Below are 13,833 nucleotides of genomic sequence, written 5' to 3'. Positions count from 1 at the left end.
CAGCCGTATACGCAAGGAGTTGCACGAACAGAAATATAAGCAGCATCGGCGACGATGAGCAAGGGGCACTCCGAGGAGTGCCCCTTTGCGTTGCGATTGCTTTGCGTTTACAGCTTCTTGTTCGACTCGAAGCTCCATCCGCCCGTAACCGGGGGATTCGTGCCGCCCTTGGCGTTCTGCGAGCTGTAGCTGAGGAGGATGGAAGAGAAGCTTAGCTCCAGCTTCTCGAACGCGTTGTCCGCGCCGTAGGAAGTAATCAGAATGTCGTTGAGCTCGTAGGAGAGCGCCGTGGCAGGCGCTTCGCCGCGCTTGACGAAGGCGACGACGCCTTTCCTGATAAACGTCCCCGAAGCCGTTGCGAGGAACAACTTCACGGACGCGGCGTCGGGGGCCTTCGTTATGACTAGTGGTCCGGCCGTAGCCTTGCCCGCGCTTGAACCGCCTCCCCCGAACATGATTCGCGAGTTGCTCACGCTGATTTGCGCGCTGCTCAGAGCGATCCATCTTTCGTACCCCTTGAGCGTCGATTCCCCGTCGATTCCGTCCAGCCTCAAGTAAATATCGTACGGGGTGCCGCTTGTCGTGGCCGCCGATCCCGCGAACGTGCCGAACGACAACGCGAGCAGACAAACGGCCAGTAAGGCGATCAAGCTCTTGTTCGGTTTTCTGATCCGATATCACTCCTTAGACAATGGGAATGGCGTCATAGGAGTGTATTCGGGGCGGCGCGGGTATAGAATCGGGCTGAGATTGTAGCGGAGAGCGACAATACTAGGCGTGCGGCGAGGGGACGGGCTGAGATTGTAGCGGAGAGCGACAATATTGGGCGTGCGGCGAGTGTGCGTGCTGAGATTGTAGCGGAGAGCGACAATGTTGGGCGTGCGGCGAGGGGACGGGCTGAGATGGTAGCGGAGAGCGACAATGTTGGGCGTGCGGCGAGGGGACGGGCTGAGATTGTAGCGGAGAGCGACAATGTTGGGCGTGCGGCGAGTGTGCGTGCTGAGATGGTAGCGGAGAGCGACAATATTGGGCGTGCGGCGAGTGTGCGTGCTGAGATGGTAGCGGAGAGCGACAATATTGGGCGTGCGGCGAGTGTGCGTGCTGAGATTGTAGCGGAGAGCGACAATGTTGGGCGTGCGGCGAGTGTGCGTGCTGAGATTGTAGCGGAGAGCGACAATATTGGGCGTGCGGCGAGGGGACGTGCCGAGATTGTAGCGGAGAGCGACAATGTTGGGCGTGCGGCGAGTGTGCGTGCTGAGATTGTAGCGGAGAGCGACAACAATAAAGGACGGAGCCGTAAAGGCTCCGTCCTCAACCAACCCTATCACGCTACCGCATTCGCGCCGACCAGTCGCCTAGGCAGCACGCCTATTACGCCGGTGCCGAGGAATTGCATCGCGATCTTCACGAGAATTTGGCCGGCGATCGCGTAGCCCGTCATTTCCCACGTGAGGAAGCCGCCAAACAGCGGAGACAAGCCGACGATGACGAAGATGGCGCTGTCGAGCGCTCCCCCGACGATGCCGCTATAGAGCACCTTTAACCCTATCGGCAGCTTGAGGCGCGTATAGATCTCGGTGTCCGTTGTCTCCGAGAACAGGAAGGCGATCGCCGACGCGGCGACAATCTGAAGTCCGTCCCCGAGCAACGAGGAGGATATGGCGGAGATGACCAGTGCCGTAACAATCGCAATGTAAGTATTGCGGCGGCCGACCGCGTTCTGCACGAGATCGCGGAAGATGAACGTCGCACCGATCAGGAACGAGCCAACGGGGAAAATGAGGTTGCCAAGGTTAAGCGGAGCGTAAGAAGCCGTTAGTATATTCGCCGTCACGATAGACAGCAGGTACAGTAGAATGCACACCATTTTCATATTCATATCGTTCAACTCCCTTATCGATTGTCGATTGTCTCTGGATACAGATCATGATTCATGAGGCGATATTCCACCATCCGCTCGTACTTCGTGCCGGGCTGGCCCCAGTTGCAGTACGGATCGATCGAGATGCCGCCGCGTGGAGTGAACTTGCCCCACACCTCGATGTAGCGCGGCTCCATCAGCCGGATCAGATCGTTCATGATGATGTTCATGCAGTCCTCGTGAAAATCGCCGTGATTGCGGAAGCTGAACAGATACAGCTTAAGCGCCTTGCTCTCGACCATTCGCCGGTCCGGGATGTACGAGATGTACAGCGTGGCGAAATCCGGCTGGCCGGTAATCGGGCATAGGCTCGTGAACTCGGGGCAATTGAACTTGACGAAGTAATCCCGTCCGGGATGCCTGTTGTCGAACGCCTCGAGAATTCCCGGATTGTACGAGAATTCGTACTTCGTGCCTTGGTTGCCTAGCAGCGTGACGTCTTGCATTTCTTCTTTCGTGCGCATGACGAATAATCTCCTTCCTGAATGAGAAGAGGGAGATATCGGAACTGGCTCTATCCACTAAAGAGCATGAAAAAAACGACACCTGTTCGCAAGCCGGACGGCAGTAACGTACTGCGGCTTCGGCTGCGAGAGACGTGTGCGTTTTCCTTAGTTTTTTATAGAGGGAGTTCGCGAACCTCTCCTGAGACGGCCGTATGGGCAAGCCTCAGATTTTCTTCTTTAGTTACACAGGTACTATAGCACAATCTGCCCGGGCAGCCAATCCCAAAACTGAAGGGTAGTGTAGTTTAAGATCATACGCGCCGAACCGGATCATAAGTAGATCGAATTTCTTAGAACAAGAAATGATACTAGGAATGCACAAGTTGAGTTGCAGGAGACTAGAAGAACTTGTTCTAACTTAATAGAAATAGAATAAATGCAAAAAAGGCTGTGCTCGGGAGTGATCCGATGAGAAGAAGGCTTGAAAGAGCAGTGATAGGCTGTACGATAGCAGTACTGTTCGTACTTTTGATTCCTCTTATGGAAAGCTATATATTACCGAAGAAGCAGGTCTCAACTCAACAAATGAGTAGCGATAACATAGACATCTCAAGGGATAAATATTATTTCAGGAACTTTACTTGGTCAGGTATATTCCCACTATACGGTGGGTTCATTTCTGACCCTCATTTTTTGTTCCAGCTTCCAGAGGACTTAACCCAGTATCTTTCGCCGGTCTTTCAGACAAAGCCATTCAGATACCAATCAATACCAATTAATACGGGTGAATCCTTTCTAAATGCCACTCCATTGTCTGGAGTGGCATCTTCTTTACGTCAGTCATTATTGATGAATTTACGGGGCACCCACATGGATTATTTTAGTCAATTTTACTCATTATAATAAAAGGTCTTTTGTTGGATGAAAATCTAGATTATGGGTGATAGACTTGAGATTGGAGGAGCCATGATGAAAGGATATCAACGTGACTTCCCAATCAATCGTACTGGAGGATTTTCGGAATGAAACGTAAGATGTTTATGTCGTTTGTCATGATTATCATAATGGCGCTGGGCTTGCTGGGGCAAGCGGTTGCAGCCAAGGATTTTGCGTTCTCGCGGATTGGACCCGATGCTAATGCTTCCATTTATCAGCCACCGTCGGGGATTTCGGGAGGGGTACCGGGCATGTGTTACTATTACAATTCAAATTATACAGATGTTATATTCCATTGTGCACAAACCATCCAATATCATCCGAATGGTTTTATTGCAATAGGCAGCAGGACATTCGAACTGAAAGTATTTGATAAAAATTGTATTGATTTGCGTGATAAAATTGATAGGCTTGCGACAATCTATAAGATCTATCGTTCTGATTTGGCTAGGTCACTGAATGAAATGAATAAGACCTATCTGACATGGGACGAACTCATTAACTATGGGAAACAAAGAGACCTAATAGGCTTGCATGCAAGTGCTGTCATAACTGAATGGACATATGCACAGAAAGGTCACCAATATATTAATTCTTTAATTACTTTAATTACTAAGATTAAACCGTAACTTTAGCATGTAATGAAAAGATTCGCTTTGGGCATTATCAGCGGGCGTTCCCTTACGGGTAATGCTCATGGTAATGCCCTTATTCTTTACCGCCTTCTGGAACGCAGATGACGTGTACACAGAGCCTTGATGCATTATCGGCATACCCACTGAGAATCATTTTCAATTACTCATTGACACTAGTCTAGATGCGGTGTTATGATTCAAAAGGCGACAATGATAATGATTTTCATTACCAATATGAGGAGTATGAACTGGAACATGATTATCCGTAAATTTGTATCTATAGCGCTCGCAACTGTACTTATAACGGGATTGGTTTCGGCATGCGGTAATACCGCAAGTCCAAGTGCAGCACCGGAGAGTGCAGATAAAGTTGTCAACATTTATTCCGCCCGCCATTACGATGTGGACGCCAAGCTGTACACACAGTTCACGCAAGAGACCGGAATCAAAGTGAATGTGGTTGAGGGCAAAGCCGAAGAGCTGATCGAGAAGATCAAGCGGGAAGGCAAAAGCACGCCTGCCGACTTGTTTATTACGGTTGATGGCGGCGTATTGAATAATGCGAAACAGTCGGGTATTCTTCAGCCGGTAGAATCCAGCGTGATTGAGGGGCAAGTGCCGGCTGCGCTCCGCGATACCGACAACCAATGGATCGGACTGTCCACCCGCGCGCGCGTCATCGTCTTTTCGAAGGACCGGGTGAAGCCGGAGCAATTGTCCACGTATGAGGATTTGGCGTCGGACAAGTGGAAGGGCAAGGTTCTCGTTCGTTCCTCCACGAGCATGTACAATCAGTCGCTTCTAGCATCCTTCATTGCATTGGATGGGGAAGAGAAGGCCGAATTATGGGCCCAAGGCATCGCAGCCAACCTCGCACGCGATCCTGAGGGCGGAGATCGAGATCAAGCTAAGGCGGTTGTTGCAGGAATCGGCGATGTGGCCATCATGAACACTTATTATGTAGGACAGCTGTTTAACTCCGATGATTCGGAAGAAGTGAAAGTCGCCGAGCAGATTGGGGTGTTCTTCCCGAATCAAGAGACGACAGGCACGCACCGCAACATCAGCGGCGCCGGCTTGATCAAGCATAGTCGGAACAAGGAGAATGCGGTAAAGCTCATCGAATTTCTGACAGGTGAAAAGGCGCAGGCGTTATTCGCCTCCGAAAACTTCGAATATCCGGTGAACGAGAAGGCGGAATGGCCTGAATTGCTGAAGTCCTGGGGAGCCTTCAAGGCCCAAGAGGTGGATTTCGCTGAGTTCGGGGATTATAATAAAACCGCTGTTCAAATTATGAATAAAGTAGGTTGGAAATAGGCAATGCAGCAACTGGCCAGACTTCTGCGGGATTTCAAAAAGCATAACAACGGCTGGTTGTGGATCAGTCTTCTGGCGGCAGCGATCATATTGCTGCCTCTTCTAGCTATTCTGGCTTCGGTAGGTAAGGCGCCTAACGAGAATTGGAGTCACATTACCGAGTACATGCTCAAGGATTATGTGCTCCAGTCGGTATGGCTGGTCTTGTTCACTGGAATCTTGACCGTTCTCTTGGGAGTGATCCTTGCATGGCTTATGGCGGGGCATGACTTTCCGCTGAGAAAATTTTTCCGGTGGGCGATGTACTTGCCCTTGACCATTCCGCCCTATATCGGGGCCTATACTTACGGCAACATGTTTAGTTACACGGGAACCGTTCAGACAACGCTGCGTTCGATGGGCATCAAGCTTGACCAAGCCTATTTCGATATTATGTCCATGCAGGGCGCCGTCTTCATCTTTACGATGTTCCTCTTCCCCTATGTGTATATGATTACCGTATCCTTCTTGGAAAAGCAAAGCGGCTCATACATCGAGAATGCAAGACTGCTGGGACGAACGCCGGTGGCCGTCTTCACCCGAGTGGTGCTGCCTATTTCACGTCCTGCGATTGTCGGAGGCGTAACTCTCGTTGCGTTCGAAGTGCTCAGCGATTACGGGGTCGTGAACTATTACGGCATACAAACCTTTACGACCGCGATATTCTCGACCTGGTTCGGCATGTACGATATCGAATCGGCGACTCGACTGGCAGCCTTCTTCATGATCGGAATCGTCAGCCTACTGGCGCTGGAAAGGTTGCTGAGAGGCCATCGCAAATTCAGCGCGACAACCAGCAAGAATAGTCCGCTCGCACCAATCCGGCTTAAGGGAATATCCCGCTGGGGTGCCACGGCGTTCTGCCTACTCGTCTTGGCCGTTTCCTTCGTCATTCCGGTAGGACAGCTATTCGTCTGGGCCGGGTGGACTTATGAAGAAGTTCTTCTGACTTCCGATTTTCTCGAAATGACGTTTAATACGATCTCCGTTGCCTTCCTAGCAACCGCGTTCATCATGCTGTTGTCCATCGTCGTCGCCAATATGACCCGCATCATGAACAACTCATTCGGAGCCGCATTGGCCAAAGTCTTGACCCTCGGTTACTCGATACCGGGCGCTATCGTCGCCATCGGGGTGTTGTCGATATTTATCTGGGCGGATGAACGCTTGGCGCCGCTGTACAGTTGGATGGGCAGGGGCGATGCTCCGCTGATCCTGAGTTTGTCTCTGGGGATGATGGTGGTTGCCTATATTATTCGGTTCACGGCAACCGGTTATAATTCCGTTGAGGTGGGATTCGAAAAAATCGGATTAAAGTATATGGAAGCGTCGAGAATGCTCGGCATCGGCTTCACGCGGACGTTCTTCAAGGTCGATCTCCCCTTGATCAAGGGAGCTCTGCTGAGCGGGACCCTTCTGACATTCATTGAAATCGTAAAGGAACTTCCGTTGGCGTTGCTGCTCAGACCTTTCAACTTCGACACGCTCGCTACCAAGTCGTATCAGTACGCGAGCGATGAGCGGATTTTCTCCGCCGCAGTGCCATCCTTGTTCATTATTGCGGTCAGCCTGATATCGATCATCGTTCTCCATCAAGCGGGAAAGAGAGTGGTATGACTTGAGTATTGTAGCTATTAATAAGTTGACTTTCACCTATTCCAGCAAGAAGCTTTGCGTTATCGATGATTTCTCCTTCTCTATGAACAAGGGAGAGATTGTCGGGGTTGTGGGAGAGAGCGGGTGCGGTAAAAGCACGCTTCTCAGGCTGATTGCAGGACTCGAAACGCCTCTGAGCGGCAAGATCGATATCTCGGAAGTGACCGTGGTGGATTCCCGTACCTTTGTTCCGCCCGAACGTCGTGGTGTCGGGATGGTTTTCCAGGACTACGCCTTGTTCCCGCATCTTACGGTGGCCAAGAACATCGAATTCGGACTCCATCGCCTGTCCCGATCGGCGAGAAGTGCCCGTGTGAAAGAGATGGTGGAACTCGTAGCGCTCGCCGGTATGGAGAACCGCTACCCCCACGAACTCAGCGGAGGACAGCAACAGCGGGTGGCGCTGGCCCGCGCGTTGGCGCCTAAGCCGACCTTGCTATTGATGGATGAGCCGTTCAGCAATTTGGATGCGGCCCTCAAGGCGGCGATTCGTTCCGAGCTGCGGGAGATTCTTAAGAAAGCCGAGATGACATGCCTGTTCGTCACACATGACCAACAAGACGTCGATGCGCTTTGTGATCGGACGATCAAGATGGGCGAACGTATCGCCGTACAATCCGAGCGGATCAGTTCCTGAGACATACAGATAGGATCGTTTTAAACCATCGGCCTCGTGGGCGGTGGTTTTTTCAGTTTGTAAGACTCGATGTGCCCACCATGGGTATCCTCTTTCGATTTCAGATTAAAGGGTTACCCTAGTACCCATTGACTTTCCGATTAATAATGTCATAATGACAATATAAAATGAGCTGCAAGGTGGGTTCCATGATCATGTCAACGGACGATGCAACGAACTACTCCCCGCGAAAATACCGCACGCCGGACGGCGCGCCTGCGGACATCGTGATTTTCACCATCACGTCAACTCCGCGCAACACGACGAAGAGATCGTTGCCGACGCGCGATCTCGAAGTATTGCTCATCCAGCGCCGTAACTGGCCGTTCGCCGGACAGTGGGCGTTACCCGGCGGTTTCTCGAATGAGACGGAGACGATCATGGAGAGCGCGAAGCGAGAACTGGCCGAAGAGACGGCCGTCGAGGACGTGCATATCGAATATTTCAACGCCTACAGCACGCCGGGGCGCGATCCTCGAGGCTGGATCATCTCGCACGCTTTCCTCGCGCTCGTGCACGAGCGTTACTTGGCGAACCGGAGGGCGGACGACGACGCGGCGGATGTCCGACTGTTCAAGGTCGAGGAAGCGCTCGGCATGGACCTTGCATTCGATCACGACGTGATCTTGCGGGACGCGCTGGAGCAGATTCGGCACCGAATGCTGACGACGACGATCGCGAAGGAGTTTCTGCCCGAGGAATTCACGATCGGCGAGCTGTATCAAGTGATTCGAACGGTCGTGCCGACGTTCGAGGAGAAAAACTTCATTCGCAAGATCACTTCGACGCAAAGCCGGAAAGGTCTTATCGAAGAAGCGAAGGATCATCGCGGAGAGCCTCTCATGTCCAATCGCTATTCGCAAAGAGCGGCACAGATGTACCGCTTCACGGATTACGTGCCTCGGTTATCCATTTACAGTTAAAGGACATCTGGTCGGCGTGTGTACAGATATTTGCGTCCTGCATACGGCAGTGGATGCGTATAACAGAGGGTATCGAATCGTCGTTCACGCGGATGCGGTCGCTTCGTTTAATCCGCAAGGGCAAGAATGGGCGCTGGGGCATTTCGAGCGCACGCTTGGCGCGAGCGTCGTAGTCGGCTGAGAAGTCCCGCAGGGGTTAACTTTCGGGCAAATGGACGATGATTGGATTGGGAATAGACGAAGCGTGGCGGAAGGGGCAGGTCGATGAACGGCAACAACATGACGCTGCATACGGATAAATACCAGATCAACATGATGTATGCGCATTGGATACAAGGAACGAAGAACGACAAAGCGGTGTTCGAGGTGTTCTTCCGCAAGCTGCCTTTCGGCAACGGTTATGCGGTATTCGCCGGGCTCGAGCGGGTCGTGGACTACATTCGTAACTTGAAGTTCGGCGAAGAGGAGATCGCGTACTTGCGTTCGCAAGAAGAGGGGTACAAAGAGGAGTTTCTGCAGGAGCTTCGGGAGTTTTCGTTCACCGGGCAACTCGATGCGGTGCCGGAGGGCACGCTCGTGTTCCCGAGCGAGCCGATCGTTCGCGTAGAAGCGAGAGTGTTCGAAGCGCAGTTGATAGAGACGGCGCTGCTAAATTTCGTGAACTATCAGACGCTCATCGCGACGAAGGCATCGCGCATTAAGCAGGTGGCTGGGAACGACGGCCTGCTCGAATTCGGGACGCGGCGGGCGCAGGAAGCGGATGCGTCGATATGGGGCGCGAGGGCTGCCTTTATTGCGGGCTTCCACGCGACCTCCAATCTGATGGCGGGCATGCTGTTCGGCATCCCGACGAAAGGGACGCACGCGCACGCTTGGGTGCAAGGGCACGATACCGAGGAGGAAGCTTTCCTCAAATATGCCGAGGCGTTGCCCGATCAGGTGACGCTGCTCGTCGACACGTACGATACGCTAAGAAGCGGCGTGCCCGCCGCGATTCGCACGGCGCAATATCTGGAGCGCCAAGGAAAGAGAATGAATGCAATCCGACTCGACAGCGGCGACCTTGCGTACTTGTCGCGCACCGCGAGGCAGATGCTCGACGACGCGGGGTTCCCTTACGTGAAGATCGTCGCCTCGAACGACCTTGACGAGAACATTATTTTCAACCTTAAAGGGCAGGGCGCGAAGATCGACACGTGGGGCGTCGGCACGCAGCTTATTACGGCGGGCGACCAGCCTTCGCTCGGAGGCGTCTATAAGCTGGTCGCGAGGGAGAAAGACGGGCAGTACGTGCCTGTTATTAAAATCTCTGGCAATCCCGAGAAGGTGACGACGCCCGGCTTCAAGGCGATGTATCGGATCGTGAGCCGAAGCACGGGGAGAGCGGAAGGCGACTATATCGCATTGGAGCACGAGAAGCCGCCTACGGACGAACCGCTGAAGCTGTTCGATCCGGTTCACCCTTACATCTATAAGAACGTCGCCGATTACGATGCGGTGCCGCTCTTAAGACGGATATTCCAAGCGGGCGAGTTGGTGTACGAGATGCCGAGCTTGAAGACCATAAGAGAGTATCACGCGCAGCAGCTAGACTTGTTCTGGCCCGAGTACTTGCGCAAGCTGAATCCGGAGCCGTACCGCGTGAGTCTGAGCGCCGAGACGTGGCAGTTGAAGATGGATTTGATCGCGAAGATGCGGCAATAGGACAGGGAGGGCAGGGGCGGCACAAGGATGCCGCTCTTTGATTTTGCGCAAATAGCGGCGAATCGATAGTTATTTTTCGTAGTAATAGTAAATTTGCGAAGATAACAACCAATCGACAGGTATTTGAACGTAAAGAACGGATTTGATTGAAGTCCGGTTGAAATAACGGCTTATCGTTGTTATTCGGCGGTAATGACACCGTTGTTGGCGAAATAACGGCATATCGTTGTTATTGTGACCGGGTAGCGAATGAGGTCGGGAGAGATTCACGCGAGATAAAGGTTGCCGGAAAAATGCCGTAAGCCTATGATGGCTGTAGAGGTCACTACAAGCGATTCGAACCCGGCACGTTACTTCGGACGGTCGGAACGGTGCCGGATCTATTGACGCTTGCGAAGAGAGTAGGAACGAAGCGATGAATATGCCCCTATTGGCGACTAAACTCTATATTCCTCTCCCGCGGACTCATGTTGTTCGAAGGCCGCGCTTAATCGAGCAATTGAACGAAGGATTGAATGGTAAGCTGACCCTCGTCTCCGCTTCGGCCGGCTTTGGAAAAACGACGCTGATCGGCGACTGGATCGCGGGTTGCGGACGGCCTGCCGCATGGCTGTCGTTGGACAAAGGAGATAACGACGCCAACCGCTTTTTGGTTCACTTCGTTGCTGCTTTGCAGACGATCGAGGACAGTTTCGGACGGAGCTCCGTTAACGCGCTCCAATCCCAGCAACCGCCTTCAACCGAAACGATTCTAACGATGCTGCTCAATGAAATCTCCGCCCACCCGCACAAATTCGTCTTCGTTCTGGATGACTATCATCAGATCGATGCAGAATGGTTAGGCGATTCTATTGCTTTTCTGCTCGATCATCTCCCTGCCCAGATGCACCTGGTCATCGCCACTCGCGAAAATCCGCAACTCCCCTTGGGACGGTTACGCGCCAGGGGTCACTTATCCGAGTTGCGCGAAGCGGACCTCCGCTTTACTCCGGGCGAAGCAGCCGCTTTTCTCGATCAAGCGATGGGGTTAAGTCTTACGGCCGATGAGACGAACGCTCTGGAGACTCGCACCGAAGGCTGGATTGCCGGTCTTCAGCTAGCGGCACTCTCCATGAAAGGGCATAAGGATATCCCTTCGTTCATTCGGGAATTCGCCGGCGACAATCGGTACATCATGGACTATTTGGTCGAAGAGGTCCTGCAGCGTCAATCCGAATCGATTCGGAGCTTTTTGCTTCGGACGTCCATTCTCGACCGCTTGCATGGCCCGCTATGCGACGCCGTCGCGGGTCAGGAGGAAGGCAATGCGCGGCTGGAGCTGCTGGAACGCGGGAATTTCTTTGTCGTCCCTCTAGACGACAAAAGACGCTGGTATCGCTATCATCACCTCTTCGCCGAGGTTCTCCATATGCACTTGAAGGCTGATCATCCCGATCAGGTAGCCATGCTGCATCTGCGCGCGAGCGTGTGGTACGAACAGAACGGAATGGCGGCGGATGCGATCCGCCATTCGCTCGCCGCAGAGGATTACGTGCGAACCGCGGACCTCGTCGAGCAAGCTATACCTTCTTTGCGCAGGAACAGGGACGAGATTGCCATGTTGGGATGGATTCAGGCGCTCCCGGTCGAACTGATCCGATTCAGGCCGGTGTTATGCGTTTGGTATGCCGGAGCGTTGCTAGCCGGCGGGAGGTTAGAAGCCGTTGAAGACCGGTTGCGGGATGCCGAGCGGTGGCTGCTCGCATTGGCTGATCAGAACGGTCGTCAACAAGCATTGTCGGCAGGAATGATTGTCTTGGACGAAGAGGAGTTTCGTCGCCTTCCGGGGTTGATTACCGTATATCGCGCGGGACTTGCATTAGTTCTAGGCAATGTGCAGGCTGTTCAACAATATGCACGGAAGGCGCTCGAGCTCGTGCCCGAGGAAGACGGTCTTCCGCGCGGAGCGGCGACGGCGCTCTTGGGACTCGCATCCTGGAGGAGCGGAGATTTAGAGGAAGCTCGCCGGATGTTCGCCGAAGGCTTAACTAGAGTGAAGCAGGCAGGTGCCGTATCCGATGCGATCAATGGCGCCAACGCGATCGCGGTCATCTGTATGGCGCAAGGCCGACTGCGCGAGGCTATGCGTACTTATGAGCGCGGCTTGCAGCTTGCGGTGGAACACGGCGATCCTAATCTTCGGGGGACGGCGGACATTTACGTGGGAATGAGCGAAATTTACCGAGAGCTTAACGACCTTCGTGCCGCCGAGCGGCATTTGCTGAAGAGCAAAGAACAAGGCGCGCATGCCGGATTTCCGCAATTCCGATATCGCTGGTGTATTTCCATGTCTCGATTGCGGGAGGCGCAAGGAGACTTGAACGGTGCGCTCGATCTTCTTCTTGAAGCAGAGAACTTGTTTGCCAGCGATTTTTTCCTTGATGTACGACCTACGGCAGCGTTGAAGACGCGGCTGCGAATCCTGCAGGGAAGGTTGGGGGGAGCGCTCGATTGGGTGCGGGATCAAGGGTTGTCCGTCCAAGACGACCTATGCTATGCACGCGAGTTCGAGCATGTCACCCTGGCTAGAGTACTCTTGGCCCAGAATAAGATTGACCATGCGGACCGCTCGTTGCGCGATGCATTGGAGCTTCTGGGGCGTCTCCTCCAAGAGGCGGAAGCAGGCGGGAGGATTGGAAGCATGATCGAAATCCAGGTCGTGCAGGCCATCGCTCATCATATGCAAGGCGACACACCTGCCGCGCTTCGGCAACTGGAACGATCTCTGACATTGGCTGAGCCGGAAGGCTATGTCCGTACCTTCGTAGACGAAGGTCAACCAATGGCTAACCTGCTTGAAATCGCCGCTAACCAAGGGATCGCGCCTGCTTACGCCCGTCGCCTTTTGGCAGCTCTAGGCAGGGTTGATACGTTGCGCGAACCACGGACCAAGCCGTTCAAGAAGCTACTGCTCGAACCGCTAAGCGAACGAGAGCGCGATGTGCTTCGGTTCCTCGCAACCGACTTGAGCGGCCCGGACATTGCCCGCGAACTCATCATATCCTTGAACACCTTGCGTACTCATACCAAGAACATCTATGACAAGCTAGAGGCGAACAGCCGTCGAGAGGCAGTCCGCCGAGCGATTGAACTCGGTTTATTATAAGCAGACAGCTTTCGCCCCGGATTTTCCGGGGCTTTTTTCTATTCTTCTATCGACAACAATCACCGCATGAATCACCAGATGTGGTGATGCCGTCTCACCACATGAATGTGTATCTTTGGAATTAAGCAAGCAACATGGAGGAGGTTACGAATGAGTGAAAGGAACGGGTCTGCGGAGGATCAACGCGAACACGCAAGGTATGAAATTCGACTCAAAGGACATCTGGACAGCCGGTGGTCAGGTTGGTTCGAAGGCATGAGCTTCTCGTACGGCAACGACGGAACGACCGTCCTCGCCGGCAGAATCGTCGATCAAGCCGAATTATTCGGAATGCTGAGAAAAGTGCGCGATCTCGGTCTGCCATTAGTCTCTGTCATCCAGATGGAATAAAGAGGGGGAGGGAGAATAGCATGAAGGTTACGGTCTGGAATCTTA

General features: G+C 53.2%; 11 protein-coding genes, 2 pseudogenes and 1 riboswitch. Of the genes and pseudogenes, 9 read left to right on the top strand and 4 right to left on the bottom strand.

Annotated features, from left to right (window positions below):
- Window positions 1-107: 107 nt before the first annotated feature.
- The 3 genes from COHPA_RS0110890 to queF all read right to left on the bottom strand — a co-directional run bounded on the left by COHPA_RS0110890 (window position 108) and on the right by queF (window position 2,385).
- Window positions 108-650, bottom strand: a complete 543-nt coding sequence (locus tag COHPA_RS0110890; protein ID WP_027086205.1) for an Hcp family type VI secretion system effector — start codon at window positions 648-650, stop codon at window positions 108-110.
- Window positions 651-1,324: 674 nt separating this feature from the next.
- Window positions 1,325-1,864 (bottom strand): VUT family protein, encoded by a 540-nt coding sequence (locus COHPA_RS0110885; RefSeq protein ID WP_035120623.1) that lies wholly within the window; start codon window positions 1,862-1,864, stop codon window positions 1,325-1,327.
- Window positions 1,865-1,893: 29 nt separating this feature from the next.
- Window positions 1,894-2,385 (bottom strand): preQ(1) synthase, encoded by a 492-nt coding sequence (queF, locus tag COHPA_RS0110880; RefSeq protein WP_027086203.1) that lies wholly within the window; start codon window positions 2,383-2,385, stop codon window positions 1,894-1,896.
- Window positions 2,386-2,526: 141 nt separating this feature from the next.
- Window positions 2,527-2,570, bottom strand: a riboswitch (PreQ1 riboswitch).
- Between the two features lie 819 nt (window positions 2,571-3,389).
- Between queF and COHPA_RS0110875 the strand changes: the two genes are divergently transcribed.
- Complete coding sequence (locus COHPA_RS0110875) at window positions 3,390-3,932, top strand: hypothetical protein (RefSeq protein ID WP_027086202.1); 543 nt, start codon at window positions 3,390-3,392, stop codon at window positions 3,930-3,932.
- Here COHPA_RS0110875 and COHPA_RS25110 read toward each other — a convergent pair.
- Window positions 3,933-4,061 (bottom strand): annotated as a pseudogene (locus COHPA_RS25110) (IS3 family transposase); the annotation flags it as partial. It abuts the gene before it with no gap.
- 132 nt (window positions 4,062-4,193) lie between these two features.
- Between COHPA_RS25110 and COHPA_RS0110865 the strand changes: the two are divergent.
- The 8 genes and pseudogenes from COHPA_RS0110865 (at window position 4,194) to COHPA_RS23375 (ending at window position 13,788) form a co-directional block, all read left to right on the top strand.
- Complete coding sequence (locus tag COHPA_RS0110865; protein ID WP_035120621.1) at window positions 4,194-5,255, top strand: Fe(3+) ABC transporter substrate-binding protein; 1,062 nt, start codon at window positions 4,194-4,196, stop codon at window positions 5,253-5,255.
- Window positions 5,256-5,258: 3 nt separating this feature from the next.
- The gene (locus COHPA_RS0110860; RefSeq protein WP_027086199.1) at window positions 5,259-6,911 is read left to right on the top strand and encodes an ABC transporter permease; all 1,653 of its coding nucleotides are present in this window, start codon (window positions 5,259-5,261) and stop codon (window positions 6,909-6,911) included.
- 1 nt (window position 6,912) lies between these two features.
- Window positions 6,913-7,587 carry an ABC transporter ATP-binding protein gene (locus COHPA_RS0110855; RefSeq protein WP_027086198.1) on the top strand — a complete coding sequence of 225 codons (675 nt, stop codon included), beginning with the start codon at window positions 6,913-6,915 and terminating at the stop codon, window positions 7,585-7,587.
- A 194-nt stretch (window positions 7,588-7,781) separates the two neighbouring features.
- Window positions 7,782-8,549, top strand: coding sequence for an NUDIX domain-containing protein (locus tag COHPA_RS0110850; protein ID WP_425393680.1), 768 nt, complete (start codon window positions 7,782-7,784; stop codon window positions 8,547-8,549).
- Window positions 8,550-8,553: 4 nt separating this feature from the next.
- Window positions 8,554-8,730, top strand: a pseudogene (locus COHPA_RS25105) (cysteine hydrolase family protein); the annotation flags it as partial.
- Between the two features lie 83 nt (window positions 8,731-8,813).
- Complete coding sequence (locus COHPA_RS0110840; protein ID WP_027086196.1) at window positions 8,814-10,253, top strand: nicotinate phosphoribosyltransferase; 1,440 nt, start codon at window positions 8,814-8,816, stop codon at window positions 10,251-10,253.
- Between the two features lie 511 nt (window positions 10,254-10,764).
- Window positions 10,765-13,398 (top strand): winged helix-turn-helix domain-containing protein, encoded by a 2,634-nt coding sequence (locus COHPA_RS0110835; RefSeq protein WP_211237872.1) that lies wholly within the window; start codon window positions 10,765-10,767, stop codon window positions 13,396-13,398.
- A 150-nt stretch (window positions 13,399-13,548) separates the two neighbouring features.
- A complete protein-coding gene (locus COHPA_RS23375) occupies window positions 13,549-13,788 on the top strand; it encodes a hypothetical protein (RefSeq protein WP_027086194.1) in 240 nt (79 codons plus the stop codon).
- The last annotated feature ends 45 nt before the right edge of the window (window positions 13,789-13,833 follow it).

It is taken from the genome of Cohnella panacarvi Gsoil 349 (assembly GCF_000515335.1).
In the GTDB taxonomy this organism is placed as follows: domain Bacteria; phylum Bacillota; class Bacilli; order Paenibacillales; family Paenibacillaceae; genus Cohnella; species Cohnella panacarvi.
This window is presented reverse-complemented; position numbering and strand designations above follow the sequence as displayed.

What these genes read in the sequence shown, in the direction of transcription:
- COHPA_RS0110850 (WP_425393680.1), top strand. Translation starts at nt 7,782, where the DNA reads ATGTCAACGGACGATGCAACGAACTACTCCCCGCGAAAATACCGCACG.
- COHPA_RS0110865 (WP_035120621.1), top strand. Translation starts at nt 4,194, where the DNA reads ATGATTATCCGTAAATTTGTATCTATAGCGCTCGCAACTGTACTTATA.
- queF (WP_027086203.1), bottom strand. Translation starts at nt 2,385, where the DNA reads ATGCGCACGAAAGAAGAAATGCAAGACGTCACGCTGCTAGGCAACCAA.
- COHPA_RS0110840 (WP_027086196.1), top strand. Translation starts at nt 8,814, where the DNA reads ATGAACGGCAACAACATGACGCTGCATACGGATAAATACCAGATCAAC.
- COHPA_RS0110860 (WP_027086199.1), top strand. Translation starts at nt 5,259, where the DNA reads ATGCAGCAACTGGCCAGACTTCTGCGGGATTTCAAAAAGCATAACAAC.
- COHPA_RS0110875 (WP_027086202.1), top strand. Translation starts at nt 3,390, where the DNA reads ATGAAACGTAAGATGTTTATGTCGTTTGTCATGATTATCATAATGGCG.
- COHPA_RS23375 (WP_027086194.1), top strand. Translation starts at nt 13,549, where the DNA reads ATGAGTGAAAGGAACGGGTCTGCGGAGGATCAACGCGAACACGCAAGG.